Origin of the sequence: Amycolatopsis sp. CFH S0740, from assembly GCF_004522315.1 — a bacterium.
GTDB classification, from domain to species: domain Bacteria; phylum Actinomycetota; class Actinomycetes; order Mycobacteriales; family Pseudonocardiaceae; genus Amycolatopsis; species Amycolatopsis nivea.
Genome location: NZ_SDLS01000006.1, coordinates 358,238 through 382,487 on the forward strand (window position 1 = coordinate 358,238; position 24,250 = coordinate 382,487).

A 24,250-nucleotide genomic window follows, 5' to 3' on the forward strand; every position below is an offset into this window, starting at 1 on the left:
CGGAAGGCGATCCGCGATGACCACCACCCTGGCCCGGCCAGTGACCGCCGCCGTCCACCTCGACCGCGTGGGCAAGGTGTTCGGCTCCGCCGGCAACGCCGTGACCGCGCTCGACGGGGTCGACCTCACCGTCGAACCGGGCGAGTTCGTCTGCCTGCTCGGCGCGTCCGGCTGCGGCAAGAGCACGCTGCTGAACCTCGTCGCCGGTCTCGACCAGCCGTCCGCCGGCGAGATCACGCTCACCACCTCACGGCCCGCGGTGATGTTCCAGGAAGCCGCGCTGATGCCGTGGCTGACCGCGTCCCGGAACGTGGAACTGCCGCTGCGGCTCGCTGGCTTCGGCCGTTCCGAGCGCCGGGAAAAGGCCGCTGAGCTGCTGGACCTGGTGCGGCTGAGCGACGCGGCACGCAAGCGTCCGCACGAGCTGTCCGGCGGGATGCGGCAGCGGGTCGCGCTGGCCCGCGCGCTGGCCGCGACCCACCGCGTCGGCGGTGACGACGGCAACGCGCTGCTGCTCATGGACGAACCGTTCGCGGCGCTCGACGCGATCACCCGCGACGTGCTGCAGAGCGAGCTGCTGCGGGTGTGGCGCAGCACCGGTACGTCGGTGCTGTTCGTGACCCACGACGTGCGCGAGGCGGTCCGGCTTGGGCAGCGCGTGGTGCTGCTGTCGTCGCGGCCGGGCCGCGTGGTCCGCGAGTGGGACGACGTGCCGTCCGCCGACGCCGAACTGCTGGCCGAGGAGATCACGGCCGATCTGCGAAAGGTGATCAGCACCCATGCCGCAGCCTGATCAGGCGGCCCCCGAGCTCGACGAAGCCGTCGGCGCCGGCCTGGACCGGCTCGACACCCCCACCGGCGCGCGGCCGGCTTCGCTGCGCCGCCGGTTCGTGCGCGGATTCCTGCCGCCCGTGGGCGCGCTCGTGCTGCTGGTGATCCTCTGGCAGATCCTGTGGGCCGCCGCGTTCTGGCCGGAGACCACGCTGCCCGCGCCGCTGGACGTCTGGGGCGAGTTCTGGAGCACGGTCACCGACGGTTCGGTCTTCGGCTTCATCTGGACCTCCGTGCACCGCGCCGCCTTGGGTTTCGCCGCCGGAGTCGTGCTCGGCACGCCGCTGGGCATCCTGGTGGCGAAGGTCCGCGTGGTGCGCGCCGCGATCGGGCCGCTGCTGAGCGGATTGCAGAGCCTGCCGTCGGTGGCGTGGGTGCCCGCCGCGGTGATCTGGTTCGGCATCAACGACGCGGCGATCTACTTCGTCGTGCTGCTGGGCTCGGTCCCGTCGATCGCGAACGGCCTCGTGTCCGGCATCGACCAGATCCCGCCGATCCTGCCGCGCGTCGGCAAGGTGATGGGCGCCGGCCGCCTCGCCGCGGCCCGGCACATCCTGCTGCCCGCCGCGCTGCCCGGGTTCCTGGCCGGGCTCAAGCAGGGCTGGGCGTTCTCGTGGCGTTCGCTGATGGCCGCGGAACTGATCGCGCGCTCGCCGAGCCTCGGCGTCGGGCTGGGGACGTATCTCAACGACGGGTCCTCGTACAACTCGATGCCCAAGGTGATCGCGGCGATTTTCCTGATTCTGTTCGTCGGGGTGGCGATCGAGCTGATCGTGTTCCGTCCGCTGGAACGGTCGGTGCTGCGTGCGCGGGGCCTGACGACGTCACTCTGAGTACCTGCCCGAGCGCCGCTCGCGGGTGCCAGACAGAATGCTGGACCATGACTTCCGGGCTGTTCGCGCTGGCTTCCGTGCTCGTGTTCGTCGTACGGTTCGCGCGCGAGCCGCGGCGGGTCGGCAACGCGGTGTGGTTCCTGATCGCGCTCGGCTTCACCGGATTGTGGCTGCTGTCGTTTTTCAACCACGTCGAATGGGCGCAGACCGCGATCATCGTGGTGGTGGCGCTCGTCGGCGGGCTCGGCGCTTTGGCACTGCCGTGGGCACTGATCGCGAACGGCGTCGTAATGCTGCGCCGGGAAGGCCGGCGGCTCGCGAACCTGTTGTCGCTGCTGGCCGGGCTCGGTCTGCTCGCGGTGTTCGCTCTCGCGGTGAGCTCGCTCATCTTCGACGATCAGCCGTTGCTGCGCGTGGCCGCGATGGCGGTGCTGCTCGTGACCGGTTATCTGGCGTTCCTGTTCACGGCGCTGCTGCTGTACTCGATCCTCTACAGCCGGGTCACCCGCCGCGCCAGTGCCGGAGCGGTGATCGTCCTCGGCTCCGGGCTGCAGGGCGACCGGGTGCCGCCGCTGCTGGCCAGCAGGCTCGACCGCGCGGTGCAGGTGCAGCAGCGGTCGCCGGGAGCGTTGCTGGTGGTGTCCGGTGGGCAAGGCGCGGACGAACTGACGTCGGAAGCGGACGCGATGGCGCGGTATCTCCTCGCGGCGGGGGTTCCGGCGGAGCAGATCGTGCTGGAGGACCGGGCGACGACCACGAGCGAGAACCTGCGGTTCAGCGTCGCTTTGCTTGCGCAGCGGGGGTTTTCCGGGCCGATCCTGGCGGTGACGAACAACTACCACGTGTTCCGGACCGCGGTGCTGGCGCGGCAGCTGGGATTGCGGCTCAACGTGATCGGCGCGAAGACGGCGTCGTATTTCGTGCCGAGCGCGTTCTTGCGGGAGTTCGTCGCGCTGCTGCTGGAGTACCGGAAGACGAACGCGGCGGCGTTACTGTTCTTGGGCGTGGGGCCGTTTTTGCTGTACCTGATGAGCTGATCAGACGGCGCGCACCCGGATCGCGCGCCAGTGGCAGCCGTCCTGCTCGGCCCGTTCGACGGTGAACCGCACCTGGTCGCCCGCGGTCAGGAACCGGAACCCCCCCAGCCTCGATCATCGAGTAATGCGCCCACACCGGCCCGTCGACGGCCGCCGATTCGAGGATGCCCCAGCCCTCGTCGACTTCCCAGCGCACGACCTTCCCGAGATGTTCCACGACGGCCAGCTTAGGCAAGGACCGCCGTGCCGCACAGGGAATTACGGCACGGCGATCCTGTTCTAACGAACCAAGGTGCAGGAATTGCGTTGCGCCTCGACGTCGGAGAACTGCTGCCACCCGCCGTCGCCGATCACGGTCGGGCCGGGGGACCAGGTATCGCTGTAGGGCAGATAGCGGTACCAGCGCAGTTCGCCCTTGCCGGTGACGGTGTAGAGGACATCCGCGCCCGCTGAGGTGATGCGGGTGAACGCGTTCCAGCCGCCGTTGCCGACGAGCTTCTTTTCCTGTGCCCACTTGTGCCCGGCCTCGTCCCAGGCGTAGCGGTACAGGAAGCCGTCGGTGCTGCGGGCGTAGAGCACGCCGTCGCCGCCGCCGGTGATGAGGTTGTAGGAATTCCAGCCGGTCCCGAGGGTTTCGGACGACCAGGTCTTGGCGGCGGTGTCGTAGCGGCGGCGGGAGAGCGAGCCGTCCGCGTTGACGACGTAGATGTCGCCGCGGCTGTCGATGGTGATGCGGTTGTGGTTGGCCGCGTTGTCGAACCCGGTCCAGCCGGTGGCGACAACTGTGCGCGAGTCGGGTGTCCAGCCGGTGCCGTTCCACTGGTAGCGGTAGACGTCGCCGTTCGCGCGGATGCCGTAGAGCAGCCCGTCGGGTCCGGCGAGGAGCCGGACGTAGCCGTTCCAGCCGCCGGTGCCGATCGTGGACTGGCGGGGATCCATCGGACCGCCGTCAGTCGGGTTCGGATGCGGGTAGAGCTGCAGGTCGCTGGTGACGGCGAAGAGCGGAACCGTTGTCCGGCACTGGATGGCCAGCTCGGGCGCCTGCGCGCGGATCCAGTCGACGAGGTCGTCGGTGCGGGTTTCGACGCTGCCCTGGCGGGTTTCGGTGACGGCGAGGCAGCCGTGCTGCCACGACCGCGAGCTGATCCCGATGAGCTCGGGAGTGTTGTTCGCCGTGGTGCGGATCGCGGGACCGCCTGCGTCGCCGAGGCAGGTGTCGTGCCCGTCGGCGTTGGTGAGGCCGAAGGCGGTGGCAGCGACCGACGCGGTGGTGAACGGCGAGGTCGTGGCCTTGTCCGGAACCCAAGTGTCGGAGGTGCGGCCGAAGCCGGCGACGGTGAGCGTTTCGCCCGCTGTCGGCGCGGTCCGTCCCAAGGAGATCGGGGTGACGTTGGCGATCGGGGTGGCGAGCTTGGCCAGCACCAGATCCCGATCCGGTCGCGGAATCAGGGTTGCGACCTTCGCCGTGGCAGCGCCTGCCGTGACGGTGACCGGGCTTGCCGGTGTCCCGGAACCGGCTGGCACGCAACCGCTGGCGGTGACGATCCACTGCGGTCCGAGGAGAACGCCGCTGCAGCCGTGCCCATCGGCAGCGACGCGAACGACGAAGTCGAAAGCCTTGTCGGGGGCGGGAGTTCCGCCGCTGATGGCGTCCGCGGGCGGGACGATCAACAGGCCTGCCGCGACTGCGGCCGAGGCAGCGACGGCCAGCCTGAGGCGTAGGGGAGTAGTCACGGCAACGCTATCGATCTTGGGACCGCGGCATTACCGGATGTGCCGGTGAGCGGGAGTGCTATTCCCGGCTGCCGGGACCGTCGAACGGAAACTGCCGGAGAAACAGTTTCCGCTCGACGGTGCTCAATCACGAGGACGCGTCCAATTGGAGCAAGGTGGTCGGCGCGCCGGGCGGGTTGGTCCCGACTCCGACCTGAGTCGTTCCGCTCGGATTCACGTCGACGGTGCTGTGCTGCCCGCTGTCGGTGGTCAGTTCCGCCCGCACCTTGTGGCCCGCGCCGGAATTGATCCCGTCGCCGCGGATGGAATAGACGGCCGGGATTTTCATCGTGAGATGACCGGTCGGCGCGATCACGTGGAAGCACACGCGCCCGTCGCTGCCCTGCCCGACCGGATCGCTGGTCCGGACCTGGATCAGGCCGACCGTGTCCGGGCCGGAGGGGCAGGCGGCGAACAGGATGTGCCCGTCGCCGGAGAGCAGCTGGACGTGGTAGTCGGCGAGGATCTGGTCCGCACCGGGGTAATGGAAGTCCTCGACGATCGCGGGCTGCTGGTCCTCCGCGGTGGCGGCGGACCCGGTGCCCAGGGTCAAGGTCGTGGCCGCGGCGGCGCAGACCGCTGCCGCGGCGGTGGCCGCGATGCCGGACTTCGTTCGGGTCGACAAGCTCAAAGGTTCCCCCTTGCGGACTAATAAACCGTGGCAAAGCGAGTAGTGAACCCGGTTCGGCGTACTGGTTCCGGCGATCCTGGCGCGCGTTTTTCGGTGGAATCGGTCCCGGTGTTAGCAAGAATGTGATGCGGTTCACTTCTATTATTTTGGAAAAGGAATCGTAAAGTGTTCTTGACCGGGTTTCGGTTGGTAACTTTATGAATTCGAAATCGCTCGCGGGTGCTCGCGGCTGGCTAGTCTCGGGCGGAGACGCGTGGTGATCGGACGGTCACCGGGGATCGCGTGGCATTTCACAGGGGGAATCGATGCGTACGGCGAAAGCCCGCTTTCGTGCTGCTCTGATGACGTTCTTGACCGCCTCCTTGGCCGCGGGAACGGTGCAGGCCCCGGCCGTCGCGGCCGAGGCGCCGCGAGCAGCGGCTTCCGCCGCGCCGGCGGGCAGCACGGATACCGATCGGGCCAAGACCTGGCGGTTGTGGCAGTTCGGCGGTCCGGCGACCAAACGGGACGCGGCGGTCGCGCTGGTCGGTTCCGACGCGGACGTCACGCGATTCCTCACCGCGCAGAAGGACGTCGACGCGTCCATCGACCGGAGCATCCACGTCAACCAGCTGATGTCCTCCGGCGGCGTCGCGACCCGGACGGCCGCGCAGAAGGCACTGGACGCCAACAGCGACGACGCACTCGAAGCGTTCCTCGACACCGGCTGGGAAGGCGCGCACGAGAACGATCTCGCGCTGCGCGTCAACCAGATGATGGCCGCGGGCGGGCCGCAGCTGAAGCAGGCCGCTCAGAAAGCCTTGGACGCCAACAGCGAAGAGGCGTTGCGGACCTTCCTCTCCACCGGCTGGAAGGTTCCGTTCGGGACCGATCAGGCGGTCCAGGTCAACCAGGAAATGGCGGCTGGCGGGCCGGAGGTGAAGAAGGCCGCGCAGCAGGCGCTGGACGCCAACACCGACGACGCCCTCACCCAGTTCCTGGCCATCGATCTTCCGGTCGCGCAAGCTCGCGACGCTGAAACAGCGACCATCGCCGACCTCGTCGCCACCGCCAACTCGGCTTCCGCGCAGGCCGCGACCCAAACTCAGCTGGCGAAACAGGAATCCGACCGCGCAGTGGCAGAAGCGGCTGCCGCGGCGAAGGCCGCGCAAGCCGCCAAGGACGCAGCGGCGGCCGCGCAGGGACATGCCGGTCAGGCAACCGAGGCTGCTTCGCAGGCTGCGTACGCCGCAAACCAGGCCGCGATCACCGCTCGAGAGGCGATCGGGGCCGCGAACGCTGCTTCGCGCGCCGCACACACTGCGGCCGCGGCGGCGTCTCGTGCTGCCGCGGCGGCTTCCCGCGCGGGACAAGCTGCGTCGAATGCGTACGACGCAGCTGCGCAGGCATCGCTCGATAAGGAGCACGCGGACGTCGTGCGCAATGCCGCGCAGACCGCGCGCGATGCCGCTGTAGGTGCGGAGAAAGCAGCTGGTGCTGCCCGCGCGGCGCGGACGGCGTCGCAGCAGGCGGAGAACGCGGGTGCCGCTGCACACGATGCTGCACTGCAGTCAAGCAACGCTGCCGCTGCCGCCACGGATGCCGCTAACAACGCTGCTGCCGCAGGCGCGGACGCCCGTCAGGCGCAAGCCGCGGCAGCGACGGCTCGCGCGCAGGCGGCCCGCGCCGTCTCGGCGGCGAACGCGAGCCAGTCGTGGGCGCACGAGGCCAGCGATGCCGCCGATCAGTCCGCGAATGCGGCGCACGCGGCTGCCCTAGATGCGAACGCCGCTGCGCAAGCGGCCGACGACGCGGCGGCACATGCGGGCGAGGCAGCGGACGCGGCGAAGAAAGCCACCGAGCACGCGAACGCCGCGACAGCCGCCGCGAACGCCGCGGTCACTGCTGCGAACCAGGCCATCCACATCGCGCAAGCCGCGCGCAAGGCGGACGACGACCGGATAGCGCAGGCCAGCCAAACGGCGGACGACGCCGCCAAATCAGCGTTGGCTGCTTACGCCGCACAGCCGAAACCGAAGCGGTGGGACGTCGACCAAGTCAGTACCTGGGACGCGGAAACCACCCGGTTGATCGCCGAAGCGACGGCGGCAGGCGCTCCGCGGGCCACGGTGCTCGCCGACGCGCGCAAGGTCGCGCTGACCCTGGCCGACACCGGAGGACAGTGGACGAAGGCGGCCGCGCAGGCGGCGCTCGCCGCGACCGACGACGAGGCGATCGACTTCGTCACCACCGGTGTGCAGGCCGCCGCCGGACAGGACGACCGGTCGATCCTCCGGCAACTGTGCGAAACAGCGACGACCGGTTTCCAGAACGCGGCGAACACCGCGCTCGCCGGCAGCGACGCTCAGGTACGCGACTTCCTGCGCAGCCGGGATTACGCGGGCCGGGAGCAGGACGACGCGCTGCAGGTCAACCAGATCATGTCGGGCGCTCGCACGGCCGGGCGCACGATCGTCGTCCAGTACGCGCAGAAGGCGCTGGACACGAACACGGACAAGGCTCTGCGCGACTTCCTCGATGTCGGCCAGTACACGGCTCTCGGAATCGACGACCAGGTCAAGGTCAACCAGGTCCTCTCCGGTGCCCGGAACGCCGGGCAGCGCGAGGTGGCCGCCGGAGCGCAGGCCGCGCTGGACGGACCGCCGACCCTGGCCCACGAGTTCTTGGCTGTCGGGCAGTACAGCGCGGCGCGGCGCGACCAGAACACTGCCGCGCACAACGCTGCGATCGATTCCTTGCTGGCCCAAGCGTCCCGCGCGGCCGCGAACGCGACTCACGACGCCAATGAAGCGCAGGCCGCAGCCGCCCGCGCCCGTAACGCGGCGGACGACGCGAACAGGTACGCACAAGAGGCCAACGCGGCCGCCGCCCAAGCCGCGGACTACGCGAAGACCGCGCAGGCGGCCGCCGACCGCGCAGCCGCGTCCGCTAAGCAGGCGCAGGATTCCGCGAACGCCGCCGCTCGGGCAGCGGCCTCCGCGGTCGCTTCCGCGGACGCGGCCGGCCGCTCGGCGGCCTGGGCGCAGCATTCCGCGCAGGTAGCCGCGAACTATGCCCGCGAGGCAGCGGATTCAGCCGCGACCGCGCATCAGATGGCGGTCGACGCGGGCAAGGACGCCCACGATGCCGCGGTCGCCGCTCAGCAGGCCTGGGAGGCCGTCGCCACCAAGGCGAAGGCGGAGAAACAGCAAGCGATCCAGGACCGGCAAGCGTCCTGCCGAGACCAGTACCGGTCGCACGACTCGCTGCTCTACCTGAACAACCAGGACTGCAACCTGCTGTTCTCCGGCAGCAAGGCCGACCAGGAGCGCATTCTCGCGCACCTGCAAGAGGTCTGCCGGAACATGAACCCGGCAGGCAGCGCCGACACCGCGCGCTGCCTCGACCCGCACAACCTGCTGAGCTCCAACTTCGCGGCCCGGCCGTTCGACGGCTCCGGTCAGGAACTCTCCGAGTACGGCGGCTTCGTCCTGATGGGCTTGGTCGCACTGGCCTGCCCGGAATGCGACCTGGTCGAACTCCTGGGCGGGGCGGTCGCCGACCTGGCGGACGGGGTCGGACTCGGCGAAATCTTCGCCGGGGACCTGCTCGACGCGGCCATGGGCAGCGCGCTGGACACGGTGACCTCGCGGGCCATCGCCGCGGCCGGCGAGGCCGGTGACCTAGCCGCTGAGGCGGTCGCGGAAGCGGCGCAAATGGCCAGGGTGGCGCAAGAGCTGTCGGAAAACCCGTTGCTGTGCGGGCTGAACAGCTTCACGCCCGAGACGCGGGTCTTGATGGCCGACGGGTCGGCGAAGCCGATCAAGGACGTCCGCGTCGGGGACGCGATCACCAACGCCCGCCCCGACGACGCGACGCGGCAGCAGCACACGGTGGCGCACATCAGCGTCACCGACACGGACACTGATTTCGTCGACCTGCGCATCGACACCCCGGCCGGCCCCCGGACGATCACGTCGACCGCGCACCATCTGATCTGGAACACCGGTGCCCATGCGTGGACCGCCGCGGCCGACCTGCGTCCCGGCGACCAACTCGACACGCCGGGGGACGGCCATGCCCGGCTGATCGACAGCCGCCGGTACACGGCGAACAGCCGGACGTACAACCTGGCGATCAACACCACGCACACGTTCTACGTGCTGGCCGGCGAGACGCCGATTCTGGTGCACAACGGGGCCAAGTGCATCGAAGAAGTCGAACCGGGAATCTTCCGCTACGACGACGGCTCGATCCGGACGTCGGACGGCAAGTTCGCGGGAACCGACGGGACGAACGTCGGGGCGGACGCGGAGAAGGCGGTGTGGGACGCACTCGAGGCGGATGGATTCAAGGTTGTCCGTGGCCGGGTGTACACCAAGGGGAACGGCGACCAAATCCGGGTCTACGACGGTGCGGTCGATCTCGGGAACGGCCGCTATCGCGGGCTGGAAATCAAGAGCGGCAACGCGAAAAAGACTACTGCGCAGAAGCGGTTCGACAATTGGGTCACAGCGGGCAATGTCGCGAGAGGCATCGGAAATTCGATTGGCTTTGCTATCGTCGACGTCGAGTTGAAGCAGGTCGGCGGCTGACCCGGTAGGACCGGGCGGCCGCGGCGGATTCGGGCAAGGTGGGCAGCATGTTTTCGACGAGTCGGGCCCTGGTCTCGAGAGGGTTGGCCGAGTACGGCGAAGAGGCGGTGGCCGAGTGGGTTTCCGGATGCGATGACGACGACTTCCATCGGGTGTGCGGCGTCGCGGACTGGCTCCTGTCAGACCCCTCCGGCTGTCTGCCCGAGGCCGGGTTCACGCCGGTGGCCGCCTCTTCGATCGCCGCGGTTTTCGTGCATGACGGGCATCCCAGGAAGCTCGCCAGGTCCCGGAGGCGGAAGCTCCCGGAGCTGTCCAGGGAGGAAGCTCTGAAACTGTCTTTTTCCGGTTCTCCGAGTTCGCATGACTTGGCGGTAAAAGGCAATTTTTACGGGGTGACCGAGGAATTCAAGTCGTTTTGGCAGCAGGCGCGGCGTCCGGGGCGTGCATGATCTCGGCAACAAGAGGCCTTATTCGACGAGACCTGCTCGAGTACGGCGAGGACGCCGCGGCCGAGTGGGTCGTCTCGTGTACCGACGACGAACTGCTTCGGCTGGGCTGCATCGCTGGCTGGGTCTCGCACAACGGCCCGTCGACGCCTTCCGGCGCGGGAATGATGTTCAGCAAGGCGTTGGCGATCGGCGCGGTGTGCGTGCACGAGGGGAAGCCGCGCAAATTGGCGCGGGCTCGGCGGAAGAAGCTGCCGGAGTTGTCGGAGGAGGAGCGTCGCCGCATTCGTGCGGAAGACTATCCGTACGCTTTGTCGTTGGAAATCCCGCAGGATTACGGCATGACGGACGAAATCAAGGAATTCTGGGCTGATCCCGGGCCCGTGGGGTGAAGGCGACGTTGCGGGCGTCCAACGGCGTCCAGGTGAAAGGCGTGTCCGAGGACAACGTCGTCGCCGTGCTGGAAGCCATGGCACGGGATGGAAACGCGGTCATCTCCAGCGACGCCGATCCGGACAACGTCTTCATCCAGGTGTGGCTTCGCGACAACGGCGTGTACCAGCTGGAATACCGGGACGGAAAGCCGACCAGTCACTACCAGACGCTGACTGTCTCGCGGGACAAGGTCGCCGCCGCCATCGTTGGTTGGCTTGCTGACGACGACTCCTGGAAAGAAGCCTTCCAGTGGAAGGACATCGGCGACTGGTTCGCCTGATTTCCTCCGCACAGCAAGGCGGGCCGGAGACTGAACAAGCTCATCTCCGACCCGCCCGGTGCACATCTCAGGACTCTGACTGACGCCGTCCGCTCGAGCCGTTGCGGCGGTTTCGCGGCGGCTGGCCCGATCCGCGACGGTCAGCGCCAGCAGCGCGACGCCCAGCGCCCTCCGCGCCGCGGCGACCGGCACCCGTACCGCGACGCTGGTCTTCCCGGCGGGCCTGACCTGGCTGCCGCTCCGTGGAACGGGCTTCACTGCCCTGTCGAGGTCCGCCGCGGCCGCCGGAGCGGCGGGGCTGCGAACCAGTCCGCGCGCCGAGTCCGCCGCGGTTTTCCGAGGGGGCGCCGCGGCGGCGGCCGGTGCCCGGTGCGGCACCGGAGGCGGTGACCGTCTTCGGACGGTTGTCCACCACGGGGCGACGCGGCGAAGCGGTGAACGAGCGGTCCCCGGGGGCGAGTTCGGCCAGCAGCGGGTGCGTCGGCGAGATCCGCGTGGTGGTCGGCGAGATCCCGGCCTTGCGGGTGAGCGCACGGACGTCCGAGACCTGCTCGTCGGTCATCAGGGTCACCACGGTGCCCGACGCGCCCGCCCGTGCGGTGCGGCCGGAGCGGTGCAGGTACGCCTTGTGCTCGACCGGCGGGTCGGCGTGGATTACCAGCGTGACGTCGTCCACGTGGATGCCGCGGGCGGCGATGTCGGTGGCCACCAGGGTTTTCGCGGTGCCCGACGAGAAGGCTTCCAGGTTGCGCGTGCGCGCGTTCTGGCCGAGGTTGCCGTGCAGTTCGACCGCGGGGACGCCGCTCGCGACGAGTTTGCGGGTAAGGGCCTTCGCGCGGTGCTTCGTGCGGGTGAAGACCAGGGTGCGGCCGGGAGCCGCGGTCAGGTCGACCAGTACCGGCAGGCGGTGGGTTTCCTCGAGGTGCAGCACGTGGTGCGTCATCGTCGAGACCGGGGACTGCGCCGAGTCGACGCTGTGCAGCATCGGGTCGTTCATGAAGCGCTTCGCGAGCACGTCGATGCCGTTGTCGAGGGTCGCGGAGAACAGCAGGCGCTGGCCGCGCTCGGGGGTGGCCGCCATGATGCGGCGGACCTCGGGCAGGAAGCCCAGGTCGGCCATGTGGTCGGCCTCGTCGAGGACGGTGATCTCGATCTTGTCCAGCTTCGCTTCGCCGGAGCGCATGTGGTCGGCGAGCCGGCCGGGGCAGGCGACGACGATGTCGACGCCGTCGCGCAGGCGGGTGATCTGCGGGTTCGCGCTCACGCCGCCGAAGATCGTGGTGGCCTTGAGGCCGAGCGGGCGCGCCAGCGGCACGATCGCGGCCTCGATCTGGGTGGCCAGTTCGCGCGTCGGGGCGAGGATCAGCGCCCGCGGACGGCCGGGGCGGCGCCGCGTGGGCCCGGCGGCGAGGCGGGCCAGCACGGGCAGCACGAAGCCGTAGGTCTTGCCGGAGCCGGTGCGGCCGCGGCCGAGCACGTCACGGCCCGCGAGCGTGTGCGGGAGCGTGGCGGCCTGGATCGGGAAGGGCTCGGTGACGCCCTGTGCGGCGAGCGCGTCGACAAGAGTCTTGGGCAGGCCGAGTTCGGTGAAAGTCGTCATGGGTTGGTGCGGACGCGACAGCGTCCCGTATCTCCGTACGTAGCGCGGTTGTCCTGCCCGGCGCGGCCTCGGGTGGCTGCGGCGCGTGGTCGTCGACAACAGTGAAACGCGGTCCGAGGCAGAACTGAGCGGACCGCATCGCCCACTATACCGTCCCAAGATCCAGCGGGCTACGTGATATCGCCCGCAGGCCGCCACGCGCGAACCGACGAAGCGGGCGCGCGATGTTCGTCCGTTTCCACCATCGCCGCCGCGCACGCGGGTGCGAGGCTGGCCGCATGAGCACAGACGAACTCCGGGGACTGCTGGCGGAATGGGCGCGAGAAGCGAAAGTTCCCGGCGTCTCGGCCGGAATTTTCCACGAGGGCACGGAAACCCTGCTGACCGCGGGAGTGTCCAGTGTGGACACGGGAGCGCCGGTCGACGACGGCACCCTGTTCATGATCGGCTCCACCAGCAAGACGTTCGCCGCCGCCGCGGTGCTCGTGCTGGTCGAGGACGGCGTGCTCGAACTGGACCGGCCGGTGGTCGAGTACCTCCCGGAGCTGAGGCTCGTCGACCCGCTCGCCACCAAGACGGTGACGCTGCGCCACCTCCTCACGCATTCGTCCGGCTTCCTCGGCGACATCGAGGTCGACACCGGATGGGGCGACGACGCGCTCGCCCGCGCCGTGGAGCAGTTCGCCGAGCTGCCGCAGGTGTTCCCGGTCGGCGAGGTGTTCTCCTACTGCAACGCTGGCTTCCTGCTGGCCGGCCGCGTCGCCGAGGCGGTGTCTGGGGGCACTTACGAGGACCTGGTCCGCACCCGGCTGCTCGAACCGCTCGGGATGACCGACTCGTACTTCCAGCCCTGGGAGGTGCTGACCCGGCGGCACGCGGTCGGGCACGCGCTGCGCGAGGACGGTCCGGCGGTCGCGCACACCGTCGGCATCTCGCGGGCCGAAGCCGCGGCCGGCGGCCTCTGGTCGACCGCCCGCGACCAGCTGAAATGGGCTCGATTCCAGCTGACCGGCGCGGACGTGCTGAGCGACGAGACCCGCCGCCTCATGCACGCCGCGCAGCGCACGGGCGCGCTGCCGTTCGAGGAGGTCGGGCTGTCCTGGCTGCGGCTGAGCCACGGCGACGCCCAGGTGGTGCGGCACGGCGGCAACATCAGCAACCTGCAGCTGTCGGAGTTCGTGATGGTGCCGAGCGAGAACCTCGCGGTCACCGTCCTCACCAACAGTGCGGGCGGCGGCGCGCTCGGCCCGCGGATCGTCGACTGGTGCCTGGAGAACGTGGCTGACCTGCCGAAACCGGGCGGTCGTCCGACTCGGGCAGTCGACCCGGGCGACTGCCCTGGACGGTATCGGACCGGCTCGCTCATCTTCGAAATCACCGAACGCGACGGCTCGCTCTGGGCGCAGATGATCCTCGACACCGAGGATCCGGACATCCTCTCCGCGCCGCCGTTCGAGGTCGTCTTCGTCGACGACGACGTGCTCGCCCGCGCCTCCGACACCAGCAGGCCGAGCGCGCGTTTCCGGCGTGATGACCACGGCCGGGTGGACGCGGTGGAGTTCGGCGGGCGCACCGCGCTAAAGTTACCGGGCAGTAATATCGGCTGACCTGGAGATGCGATGAGCGAAACGGCGACAGCGCTGCTGAACCCGCGCGACTACGACGCCCGGAAGTTCGACCCGGAGACCCAGCGACTGCTGCGGGCGACGATCGACTGGTTCGAAGCGCGCGGCAAACGCCGTCTCGCGCAGGCGTATCACGACCGCGAGTTCTACGCCGACTTCCTGGAGTTCGCGGGCAAGGAAGGCCTGTTCGCCACGTTCCTCACCCCGGCCGCGGATTCCGCGGGCGACCCGGACAAGCGCTGGGACACCAGCCGGATCGCCGCGCTGGCGGAAATCCTCGGCTTCTACGGGCTCAACTACTGGTACCCGTTCCAGGTCACCGTCCTCGGCCTCGGACCGGTGTGGCAGAGCGGGAACGCGGCCGCGCGCAAGCGTGCCGCGGAGGCGCTGGCCGAGGGCGGCGTCGGCGCGTTCGGACTGTCCGAAAAGGAGCACGGCGCGGACATCTACTCGTCCGACCTCGTGCTCACCCCGGACGGCGAGGGCGGCTACCGCGCGAACGGGTCGAAGTACTACATCGGCAACGGGAACTGCGCGCGCACCGCTTCGGTGTTCGGCCGGATCGACGGCGTCGAAGGACCCGAGCAGTACGTGTTCTTCTACGCCGATTCCGAGCACCCGAACTACCACGTCGTGAAGAACATCGTGCCGTCGCAGATGTACGTCGCGGAGTTCCGGCTCGAGGACTACCCCGTGCGCGCCGAGGACATCCTCCACACCGGAGCGGAAGCCTTCAGTGCCGCGCTGAACACGGTCAACATCGGCAAGTTCAACCTGTGCTTCGGCGGCATCGGGATGGCGACGCATTCGCTGTACGAGGCGATCACGCACGCGCAGAACCGGATCCTGTACGGCAACCCGGTCACCGATTTCCCGCATGTGCGCCGCGAATTCGTCGAGGCGTACGCGCGGCTGACCGGGATGAAGCTGTTCTCCGACCGCGCGATCGACTACTTCCGCTCGGCGAACCAGCAGGACCGCCGCTACCTGCTGTACAACCCGATCACCAAGATGAAGGTGACCACCGAGGCGCAGAAGGTGATCGGGCTGGTCGCGGATGTCGTGGCGGCCAAGGGTTTCGAGGCCGACACTTATCTCGCGATGGCCAAGAACGACATCGACGGCCTGCCCAAGCTGGAGGGCACGGTCGCGGTGAACCTCGCGCTGATCGCGAAGTTCATGCCCGCGTACCTGTTCGCGCCGCAGGAATACCCGGCGGTGCCGACCCGCGACGACGCCTCCGACGACGACTTCCTGTTCCGCCAAGGCCCGGCGCGCGGGCTGTCGAAGATCCGGTTCCACGACTGGAAACCGGCGTACGAGAACGCGAAGCACCTGCCGAACGTCGCCCGCTTCACCGAACAGGCCAACGTGCTGGTGCGGCTGCTTTCCGAGGCGACGCCGGACGAGGCGCAGCAGAAGGATCTGGACTTCGGCCTCGCGCTGACCGAACTGTTCACGCTCGTCGTGTACGGGCAGCTGATCCTGGAGCAGGCTGAGCTGACCGGCGTGGCAGACGATGTGCTGGACCAGCTGTTCGCGGTGCTGGTGCAGGACTTCAGCGTCGCCGCGGTCGATCTGCACGGCAAGTCGAGCTCCACGGAGAAGCAGCAGGAGCTGGCGCTGGCCGGGCTGCGGAAGCCGGTCGTAGATGCCGAGCGGTTCGGTCGCGTGTGGGAAAAGGTGCGCGAGCTTTCCGGCGCGTACGAGATGAATCCCTGAGCCCATACAACGAAAACGGCCTCCCGAGCAGTTCGGGAGGCCGTTTTCCGTTGTGCTACTTGCCGAATCCGGCGCGCCGCAGCGCGTCCGCCATCGCGCCGCCGCCCCCGGAGTCACGACGATCCCGGCCGCCGCCGCGCTGCTGCGGCTGGTTGCGGCGCTGACCGCCGCCGCCCTGACCGCCGCCACCGCCCTGGCCGCGATCACGTCCGCCGCCACCGCCGCGGTTGCTGGCAGCGCCGGGCTCGTCGTCCAGGCGCAGCGTCAGCGAGATCCGCTTGCGCGGCACGTCGACGTCCAGCACCTTCACCTTGACGATGTCGCCCGGCTTCACGACGTCGCGCGGGTCCTTCACGAAGTTCTTCGACAATGCGGAAACGTGCGCGAGACCGTCCTGGTGGACACCGACGTCGATGAACGCGCCGAACGCGGCCACGTTCGTCACCACGCCCTCCAGGCGCATGCCCGGCTTGAGGTCGCCGATCTTCTCGACGCCCTCGGCGAAGGTGGCGGTCTTGAACGCCGGACGCGGGTCGCGGCCCGGCTTCTCCAGCTCGGACAGGATGTCGGTGACCGTCGGGAGCCCGAAGGTGTCGTCGACGAACTCCGCGGGCTTCAGCGCCTGCAGGGTCCGCGCGTTGCCGATCAGCTCGCGGATGCCGGTGCCGGTGCGGTCGAGGATCCGCCGCACCACCGGGTACGCCTCCGGGTGCACCGAGGACGCGTCGAGCGGGTCGTCGCCGTCCGGGATGCGGAGGAAGCCCGCGCACTGCTCGAACGCCTTCGGGCCGAGGCGCGCGACGTCCTTGAGCGCGGTCCGCGAGCGGAACGGGCCATGGGAGTCGCGGTGCGCCACGATGTTCTCCGCGAGCGAGGTCGTGATGCCCGAAACCCGGGTGAGCAGCGGGGCGGACGCGGTGTTCACGTCCACGCCGACCGCGTTCACGCAGTCCTCGACGACCGCGTCCAGCGAACGCGACAGCGACACCTCGGACAGGTCGTGCTGGTACTGGCCGACGCCGATCGACTTCGGGTCGATCTTCACGAGTTCGGCCAGCGGGTCCTGCAGCCGGCGCGCGATCGAGACCGCGCCGCGCAGCGAGACGTCCATGCCCGGCAGTTCCTGCGAAGCGAACGCCGAAGCCGAGTACACCGACGCGCCCGCCTCGGAGACCACGGCCTTGGTGAGCTTCAGCTCCGGGTGCTTCTTGATCAGCTCGATGGCCAGCTTGTCGGTCTCGCGCGAGGCGGTGCCGTTGCCGATCGAGATCAGGTCGACGTTGTGCTTCCCGGCCAGCACGGCCAGCTCGGCGATCGACTGGTCCCACTTGTTCGCCGGCTGGTGCGGGTAGATGACGTGGGTGTCGACGACCTTGCCGGTCGCGTCGACCACGGCCACCTTCACGCCGGTGCGGAAGCCCGGGTCGAGGCCCATCGTCGCGCGGGTGCCCGCCGGGGCGGCCAGCAGCAGGTCGCGCAGGTTCGCGGCGAACACGCGCACGGCGTCGTCCTCGGCCGACTGGCGCAGCCGCATCCGCAGGTCGATGCCAAGGTGCAGGAGGATCTTCGTGCGCCAGGCCCAGCGCACGGTGTCGCCGAGCCACTTGTCGGCGGGGCGGTCCTGCTGGCTGATGCCGAACCGGGCGGCGATGCGCTGCTCGTACTCGGTCGGGCCGACGCGGACCGGGGCGTCCTCGGCGACCGGCTCGGAAGGCTCCATCGACAGGTCGAGGATCTCTTCCTTCTCGCCGCGGAGCATCGCGAGGATCCGGTGCGAGGGGAGCTTGGTGTAGGGCTCGGAGAAGTCGAAGTAGTCGGAGAACTTGGCCCCGTCGGTCTCCTTGCCCGCGCGGACCTTCGAAGCCAGGTGGCCCTCGGTCCACATCTTCTCGCGCAGCTCGCCGATCAGGTCGGCGTCCTCGGCGAAGCGCTCGACCAGGATGGCGCGCGCGCCGTCGAGGGCGGCCTGCGCGTCCGCGACGCCCTTGTCCGCGTCGACGAACACCGCGGCGGCCGCCTGCGGATCGGTCGTCGGGTCGTTCAGCAGGCCGTCGGCCAGCGGCTCCAGACCGGCCTCGCGGGCGATCTGCGCCTTGGTGCGCCGCTTCGGCTTGTAGGGCAGGTAAATGTCCTCCAGCCGCGACTTCGTGTCCGCGGCGAGGATCTGCGCCTCGAGCGCCTCGTCCAGCTTGCCCTGGCTCCGGATGGACTCCAGGACCGCGGCGCGGCGCTCGTCGAGCTCGCGCAGGTAGCGCAGCCGCTCCTCGAGCGTGCGCAGCTGCGCGTCGTCCAGCTCTCCGGTGACTTCCTTGCGGTACCGGGCGATGAACGGCACCGTGGACCCCTCGTCGAGGAGGGTCACGGCGGCCTTGACCTGCCCTTCGCGCACCCCCAGCTCTTCGGCGATCCGCTGCTCGACCGACTGCACGCTCAAAACCAGGCTCCTGCTTCGTCTCGGGTTGCTCCGAGCCTGCATTGTGCCGCTGCCCGCCCCGCGCGCCGCGCATGGCCCGCCGAAGCACCTCCGGAAGTTCCTTGACATCCGTATTGGTCTAGTCCATTTTGAGGTGATCTGGCTCACTGCCCCTGCGGAGGTCTGCCCGTGTCCCCACACCCGTCCCCCCGGCGGCTGCCCGCCCTGGTGTCCCTGCTGGCCTCGGTCGCGCTCGCGCTCGGAGTCACCCTGGCCCTCGGCACCACCAGCGCGTCGGCCGCGAACATCCTCGCCAACCCCGGCTTCGAGAGCGGCTCGCTCTCCGGCTGGACCTGCACCGGCACCTCGTCGGTCGTCTCGACCCAGGCACACGACGGCAGCCACTCGCTGAGCGCGGCGCCCTCCGGTTCCGACACCGGGCAGTGCTCCCAGCAGGTCACCGTGCAGCCCAACACCGCGTACAAGCTGTCCGCGTGGGTCCAGGGCAGCTACGTCTACCTCGGCGTCTCCGGTTCGGCCGTGCAGAACACCTGGACGCCCGGAGCGACCGGCTGGCAGCAGCTCAGCCTGAGCTTCACCACCGGCTCGTCCACGAGCCTCACGGTGTACCTGCACGGCTGGTACGGCCAGCCCGCCTACCTCGCCGACGACGTCAGCCTCGACGGCCCGGGCACCCCGCCCACGACCTCCACTTCGCCGACGACGCCCACGACCCCGACCACCCCGACCACGCCGCCGACGACCACCACGACCAGCACCCCGCCGCACAACGGCGACCTGCCGAAGCACATCCTCACCGGCTACTGGCAGAACTTCGACAACGGCGCGAAGACCCTGAAACTCGCTGACGTGCCCACGACGTACAACGTCATCGCGATCGCCTTCGCCGACGCCACCACGACGCCCGGCGCGGTGAGCTTCACGCTCGACCCGGCGTTGTCGTCGAAACTCGGCGGCTACACCGACGCGCAGTTCCGCGCGGACATCAAGACTGTGCAGGCACGCGGCCAGAAGGTGATCATCTCGGTCGGCGGCGAGAAGGGCACGATCAGCGTCGGCGACAGCCAGTCGGCGAGCAACTTCGCCAACTCGGTGAAGCAGCTGATCTCGACCTACGGCTTCGACGGCGTCGACATCGACCTGGAGAACGGCATCAACGCCACCTACATGGGGCAGGCGCTGCGCAGCATCCACGACGGCGGCGGCTCGGTGATCACCATGGCGCCGCAGACGATCGACATGCAGTCCACCCAGGGTGGCTACTTCCAGCTGGCGCTGAACGTCAAGGACATCCTCACCGTCGTCAACATGCAGTACTACAACTCGGGCGCGATGAACGGCTGCAACGGGAACGTCTACTCCCAGGGCACCGTCGACTTCCTCACCGCGCTCTCGTGCATCCAGCTGCAGGGCGGACTGCGGGCCGACCAGGTCGCGTTCGGGCTGCCGTCCTCGGGCTCGGCCGCGGGCGGCGGGTACCAGTCGCCGTCGAACGTCGTGTCGGCGATGAACTGCATGGCCAAGGGCACCGGCTGCGCTTCGTTCAAGCCCTCGACGACGTATCCGGAGTTCCGCGGCGCGATGACCTGGTCCATCAACTGGGACGCGTCGAACGGCTACTCCTTCGCCACCACGGTCAGCGCGGGCCTGAAGAACCTGCCCTGATCGAACGCACCAGGTAGTCGGCCGGGTCGAGTGCCCTGGTCCGGCGGTCGTATTCGGTGACCAGCCCGGGCCAGTTGGTGCTCACCCGGCCGTTCTCCTGCCGGTACCAGCTCGTGCACCCGCTCCAGACGCTGTGCGAGAGCCGCGCCTGCACCTCGCGGTCGTAGCGCTCCTCGACCTCGGCGCGCACCTCCAGCGACGCCACGTCCGGCCGGGCGAGGTGCTCGACGGCCTGGCGGAGGTAGCGGGCTTGCCGTTCGATCATGTAGATGATCGAACCCGCGCCGAGGTTGGTGTTGGGGCCGTAGACGCAGAACAGGTTCGGGAATCCCGGCACCGTCATGCCGAGGTACGCCCGCGCGCCGCCGCTCCACGCCTCGGCCAGCGACCGTCCGTCGCGGCCGAACACCTTCATCGGGCCGAGGAATTCCGTCGCCTTGAATCCGGTGCCGTAGATCAGCACGTCCGCCTCGTGCTCGACGCCGTCCGCGGTGCGCACGCCGCGCGGGGTGATCTCCTTGATCGAGGACGTTTCGACCGACACGTTCGGCTGGGCGAGCGCGGGCAGGTAGTCGTTGGTGAACAAGATCCGCTTGCAGCCCAGCGGATAGTCCGGCTTGACCTTGCGGCGCAGCGTGCGGTCCTTGAGATGACGGCGGCGCAGTTGAGCGGTGCGCAGCTCGAAGGCCTTGGTCAGCACCGGGTGCCGCGTCATGCCGTAGGTCGCGTACTCGGCGAGCAGGAAGATCCGCGCGCGGCCGAACAGCTGCGTCTTCGGCACGCGACGGAAAAGCCGCTTCTGCCAGGCTTTGTAGCGGCCGTCGTTCTTGGCCATGATGTAGGGCGGCGTGCGCTGGAAGACCGTGACGTGCGCGGCTTCCTTGCGGATCTCCGGCACGAACTGGATCGCGCTCGCGCCGGTGCCGATCACCGCGATCCGCTTGCCCGCCAACGGGATTTCGTGATTCCACTCCGCGGAGTGGAAGGCCGCTCCCGCGAAGGTTTCGCGGCCGGGGATCGACGGCAAGGCGGGCCGGGAAAGCTGGCCGACGGCGGGCACGAAGACGTCTGCCTCGAAGGTTTCGCCCTGTGCGGTCTCGACGCGCCAGCGGCCGTCGTCGTAGGTCGCGGACGTGACCTCGCGGCCGTACCGGATGTGCGGTTCGATGCCGTATTTCGCGATCACGCGTTTGAGGTAGGCGTGGATGTCCGGCTGCATCGCGTACCGCTTCGGCCAGTCCGGATTGGGCTCGAAGGAGAACGAGTACAGCGGCGACGGGATGTCGCAGGCCGCGCCGGGGTAGGTGTTCTCGCGCCACACGCCGCCCGGTTCGGCCGCCCGCTCGAGGATCGTGACGTTCGGGAAACCGGCGCGCTTCAGCTCGATCGCGGCGCCGATTCCGCCGAACCCGGTGCCGACGATCAGCACCGACGGGGTGTCGTCCATAGGCCGAAGTTACGCAGGCGGCCGCCGGTGCGGAAGGCACGAACGGCCACTCGATCGAGAATTCCGGCCAGCGGACGCGGCTACCCGGGCACGACCTGGACCTCGTGCGTCTTGCCGGGCTCGGCCCACGCGAGCAGCTTTCGCGCGGAGCTTTCCAACGCTGCCGTGTTGTGTTTCGCGAGCCGTTCAAACGGGGTGAGGACCATCGTCGCCGACGCGCGGCTGGTGGTGGTCTCCCAGATTCCCCGGACCTGGCCGTCGACCAGCAGGGTGCCTTTGACCAGGCCGTTGATGGTGATCACGCGTTTGCGGTGCTCGTCGCTGATCATCCGGGTGCGGTCGGCGTAGGACAGCAGCGTCTGGTCGAACGGACCGAGCAGCCTCGTCGGCGCGGGCGTGTCCTCGTCAGGCAGCGTCGCGTCCGGCAGGTCGTAGAGCGTGCGTCCTTCGGGGTCGAGGTACGTGCGCAAGTCCATCTCCTCAACCACCTCGCCGAGCTTCGTGACGCCGGCCCAGGCCTGCACGTCAGCCACCGACGCCGGGCCGAACGCGGCGAGATAGCGGCGGACCAGTTCGGCGGCGGACTGCTCCGGCGCGTCGACGCCGTCGAGCCAGTGGTCCGCGACCTGGTAGGTGGGCTGCCCGGCCTTGCCCCACACGCCGCGCGGCGGGATCTGCACGAGCGGCAGGATGGCGCGGACCAGGAACATCAGCGACCCGGCCGGCGTCTCCGGATAGTGCTCGACCAGCGCTTTGCCGAGCTGATCGCTCGAATACGGCCGCTCGCGCAGCAACTCGCTGGTCGTCTTCGCCACCGCGTCGTGGTCGAGTTTGGACAGCGGTTCCCGATGCTGGTTGGCCGCGGTCAGGGCGCGGTCCATGACGATCTGCACCAGCGGCCGCCACGCGAGCGCGTCCGCGGCCGGGACGAGGTGCACCGTGCCGCGCATCAGCACCATCCGCACCACGCTGCGGTCGAGCAGCAGATTCGCGAGATCGTCTGGCTGGAAGCCCTGCAACCGGCACCACAGCGCGTAGTACGGCGGGAACGGCGCTTGCGCTTGCAGTCCGGCGAGGTGGGTGACGGCGTCGAGCACCGGCATCTTGGCGGGCTTCAGGAGCAGTTGCCGGTGGAGGGTGGCGCGGTTGAGGACGCGGTGGGAAAGGTGCACGGCGGGAGCTTAACGAGCAACCCGGACAGTTTTGGCCCTCGAACGCACGCGGGCGGGCAGTTGATCCATAATTCCGGCCATGGCCGAGCTAGCCGCACCCGCCATCCGCGACTGGGACTACCCGCGCGGCACGGCGAGTGTGCTGCTCATGCACCGCTTCGCCGAGGAACGCGGCGTCTCGCTGCCCGGAGTGCCGGTCGAGGAACTGCGCGCGCCGGATCGGCAGCTCGACGCGCGGCAGGAGCTGGCCGTCGTGCGGGCATTGCTGTCGACGGTCGGCTCGGGCGACGACGTCGCGCTCAGCCTCGGCTGCCGGTACCGCGCGACGACGTTCGGCATCTTCGGGTTCGCCTGCATCAGCAGCCCGACGATGCGCGACGCGATGGTGTTCGCGTTGCGCTACCTGGATTTGTCCTTCACCTTCTGCATTCCGCACGTCGAGCTGGACGCCGCCGGACTCCGCCTGGTGCTGGACGATTCGCGGGTGCCGGACGACGTCGCCCGGTTCCTCGCGCTGCGCGACCTGTCCGCGATCTGCACCGTCATGCGGGACCTGCTGCCGGAGATCTCCTTGGAACGCCTGGAGTTCCGCTTCCCGTCGTCGTCCTTTGTGGACTCTTATCGGACGGCCTTCGGCGTCGCCCCGGTCTTCGGCGCGGCCGAACACCGGGTCACCCTCGATCCGGAGCTGCTGAACCTTCCGCTGCCGCAGGCCAACGAGCAAACCGTCGCGTTGTGCGCCGCGCAGTGCGACGCTCTCGTCGCCCGCCGCCGCACGCGCTCGGGCGTCCCGCAACTGGTGCGCGAACGACTGGTGCGGCTCGGCGGCGCGGACGCCGGGATGGACGAGATCGCCCGTCAGCTCACCCTCAGCACGCGAACCCTGCGACGGCGGCTGACCGAGGCGGGTACCGGTTACCGGCAACTGCTGGACGAAGTCCGGCAGACGCTCGCGGAAGAAATGCTCGACACCGGCGTGCTGTCCGTCGACGACGTCGCCCTGCGCCTAGGCTACGCCGAAGCGTCGAGCTTCATCTACGCCTTCAAACGCTGGACCGGGACGACTCCGGCCGCGTACGCCCGCCGCAACCGTTAGTTCTTTTGCGCCAGCACCGCCGGATAGGTGACTTCCAGCAGCTGCACCAGCGATTCCACCAGGAACGCGCGCAGTTCGGCCCGCTCCAGCGTGCCGCGGACGAGCCACTCCCGGGACGCGGCACGCAACATCCCGCCGTACGCGCGGATCATCGCCCGCAGCTGCGGATGCCCGTTCTCGGGCAGCTGGGCGGCGGCGAGGACGCGGTCGGCGGCGATCTCGTCCGCCTCGCGCATGATCCGCTCGACCTCCGGGTCGTGCGCCGCGTCGATCACGGTCAGCCAGGCGTCGCGGTTGCGTTCCACGACGTCGATCCACCGGTCGATGCCGACCTCCAGGCGCAGCCGGGGCGGGCCGTCCGGAAGCGCGTCGACGACCGGGGCGGGCACGATCGTCATCTGCCGCACCACTTCGAGGTACAGCTCGCGTTTGCCGCCGAAATAGTGGTTGATCAGCGGCCGGGCGACTCCCGCGGCGGCCGCGATGTCCGAAGTGGACACCGAGGAGTAGCTGCCGGCGCCGAAGCACCGCCGGGCCGCGGCGAGGATCTCGGCGCGGCGCTGCGCGGGGTCCAGCCGCCGCCGAGATCCGCTGTTCACCGGGCCAGCCTCGCCGCCGGGCGAGGTCGTTGTCAACACGTTGCGAATCG

The 24,250-nt window shown here is 69.3% G+C and carries 18 protein-coding genes; 11 read left to right on the forward strand and 7 right to left on the reverse strand.

Features of this window, described 5'->3' with window-relative positions:
* Positions 1–16 precede the first annotated feature (16 nt).
* The 3 genes from EIZ45_RS14065 to EIZ45_RS14075 are packed head-to-tail and all read left to right on the forward strand — an operon-like array spanning position 17 to position 2,701.
* Complete coding sequence (locus EIZ45_RS14065; protein ID WP_037811954.1) at positions 17–793, forward strand: ABC transporter ATP-binding protein; 777 nt, start codon at positions 17–19, stop codon at positions 791–793.
* Positions 780–1,664: an ABC transporter permease gene (locus EIZ45_RS14070; protein ID WP_134663215.1), complete on the forward strand. Its 885-nt coding sequence runs from the start codon at positions 780–782 to the stop codon at positions 1,662–1,664. The genes EIZ45_RS14065 and EIZ45_RS14070 overlap by 14 nt, the downstream gene beginning before the upstream one ends.
* A 47-nt stretch (positions 1,665–1,711) precedes the next feature.
* Positions 1,712–2,701 carry a YdcF family protein gene (locus EIZ45_RS14075; protein WP_134663214.1) on the forward strand — a complete coding sequence of 330 codons (990 nt, stop codon included), beginning with the start codon at positions 1,712–1,714 and terminating at the stop codon, positions 2,699–2,701.
* A gap of 279 nt (positions 2,702–2,980) precedes the next feature.
* On the opposite strand, the gene EIZ45_RS14085 is transcribed toward EIZ45_RS14075, so the two are convergent.
* Together EIZ45_RS14085 and EIZ45_RS14090 are read right to left on the reverse strand one after the other, a co-directional pair.
* Positions 2,981–4,435 carry a tachylectin-related carbohydrate-binding protein gene (locus EIZ45_RS14085; protein ID WP_134663213.1) on the reverse strand — a complete coding sequence of 485 codons (1,455 nt, stop codon included), beginning with the start codon at positions 4,433–4,435 and terminating at the stop codon, positions 2,981–2,983.
* Between the two features lie 127 nt (positions 4,436–4,562).
* Complete coding sequence (locus tag EIZ45_RS14090; RefSeq protein WP_051728879.1) at positions 4,563–5,099, reverse strand: hypothetical protein; 537 nt, start codon at positions 5,097–5,099, stop codon at positions 4,563–4,565.
* A 347-nt stretch (positions 5,100–5,446) separates the two neighbouring features.
* On the opposite strand from EIZ45_RS14090, the gene EIZ45_RS14095 reads away from it, so the two are divergent.
* Genes EIZ45_RS14095 through EIZ45_RS14110 form a run of 4 tightly spaced genes read left to right on the forward strand, consistent with a single transcriptional unit; the run spans position 5,447 to position 10,840 of the window.
* Positions 5,447–9,679: a hypothetical protein gene (locus tag EIZ45_RS14095; protein WP_134663212.1), complete on the forward strand. Its 4,233-nt coding sequence runs from the start codon at positions 5,447–5,449 to the stop codon at positions 9,677–9,679.
* 47 nt (positions 9,680–9,726) lie between these two features.
* On the forward strand, positions 9,727–10,128 hold the full coding sequence (locus tag EIZ45_RS14100) for a hypothetical protein (protein ID WP_134663211.1): 402 nt from the start codon (positions 9,727–9,729) through the stop codon (positions 10,126–10,128).
* Positions 10,125–10,517, forward strand: a complete 393-nt coding sequence (locus EIZ45_RS14105; RefSeq protein ID WP_134663210.1) for a hypothetical protein — start codon at positions 10,125–10,127, stop codon at positions 10,515–10,517. Before EIZ45_RS14100 ends, EIZ45_RS14105 begins: the two co-directional genes overlap by 4 nt.
* Before the next feature lie 41 nt (positions 10,518–10,558).
* On the forward strand, positions 10,559–10,840 hold the full coding sequence (locus EIZ45_RS14110) for a hypothetical protein (protein ID WP_134663209.1): 282 nt from the start codon (positions 10,559–10,561) through the stop codon (positions 10,838–10,840).
* Between the two features lie 67 nt (positions 10,841–10,907).
* Here EIZ45_RS14110 and EIZ45_RS14115 read toward each other — a convergent pair whose 3' ends face one another.
* Positions 10,908–12,440, reverse strand: a complete 1,533-nt coding sequence (locus tag EIZ45_RS14115; protein ID WP_134663208.1) for a DEAD/DEAH box helicase — start codon at positions 12,438–12,440, stop codon at positions 10,908–10,910.
* Positions 12,441–12,718: 278 nt separating this feature from the next.
* On the opposite strand from EIZ45_RS14115, the gene EIZ45_RS14120 reads away from it, so the two are divergent.
* On the forward strand, positions 12,719–14,047 hold the full coding sequence (locus EIZ45_RS14120; protein ID WP_167756433.1) for a serine hydrolase: 1,329 nt from the start codon (positions 12,719–12,721) through the stop codon (positions 14,045–14,047).
* 12 nt (positions 14,048–14,059) lie between these two features.
* Positions 14,060–15,787 carry an acyl-CoA dehydrogenase gene (locus EIZ45_RS14125; protein WP_134663206.1) on the forward strand — a complete coding sequence of 576 codons (1,728 nt, stop codon included), beginning with the start codon at positions 14,060–14,062 and terminating at the stop codon, positions 15,785–15,787.
* 55 nt (positions 15,788–15,842) lie between these two features.
* Here EIZ45_RS14125 and EIZ45_RS14130 read toward each other — a convergent pair whose 3' ends face one another.
* Positions 15,843–18,221, reverse strand: coding sequence for a Tex family protein (locus EIZ45_RS14130; protein ID WP_134663205.1), 2,379 nt, complete (start codon positions 18,219–18,221; stop codon positions 15,843–15,845).
* A gap of 168 nt (positions 18,222–18,389) precedes the next feature.
* Here EIZ45_RS14130 and EIZ45_RS14135 point away from each other — a divergent pair, with 168 nt between their 5' ends.
* Positions 18,390–19,886 (forward strand): chitinase, encoded by a 1,497-nt coding sequence (locus EIZ45_RS14135; RefSeq protein ID WP_205669931.1) that lies wholly within the window; start codon positions 18,390–18,392, stop codon positions 19,884–19,886.
* Here EIZ45_RS14135 and EIZ45_RS14140 read toward each other — a convergent pair.
* Positions 19,858–21,333: an NAD(P)/FAD-dependent oxidoreductase gene (locus tag EIZ45_RS14140; protein ID WP_134663204.1), complete on the reverse strand. Its 1,476-nt coding sequence runs from the start codon at positions 21,331–21,333 to the stop codon at positions 19,858–19,860. The two genes, EIZ45_RS14135 and EIZ45_RS14140, sit on opposite strands and share 29 nt — an antisense overlap.
* Before the next feature lie 80 nt (positions 21,334–21,413).
* Positions 21,414–22,505, reverse strand: coding sequence for a winged helix DNA-binding domain-containing protein (locus tag EIZ45_RS14145; protein WP_134663203.1), 1,092 nt, complete (start codon positions 22,503–22,505; stop codon positions 21,414–21,416).
* A gap of 79 nt (positions 22,506–22,584) precedes the next feature.
* Here EIZ45_RS14145 and EIZ45_RS14150 point away from each other — a divergent pair, with 79 nt between their 5' ends.
* Positions 22,585–23,601 carry an AraC family transcriptional regulator gene (locus EIZ45_RS14150; RefSeq protein ID WP_134663202.1) on the forward strand — a complete coding sequence of 339 codons (1,017 nt, stop codon included), beginning with the start codon at positions 22,585–22,587 and terminating at the stop codon, positions 23,599–23,601.
* Here the strand turns inward: EIZ45_RS14150 and EIZ45_RS14155 are convergent.
* Positions 23,598–24,200: a TetR/AcrR family transcriptional regulator gene (locus tag EIZ45_RS14155; RefSeq protein ID WP_200864558.1), complete on the reverse strand. Its 603-nt coding sequence runs from the start codon at positions 24,198–24,200 to the stop codon at positions 23,598–23,600. The two genes, EIZ45_RS14150 and EIZ45_RS14155, sit on opposite strands and share 4 nt — an antisense overlap.
* Positions 24,201–24,250 lie beyond the last annotated feature (50 nt).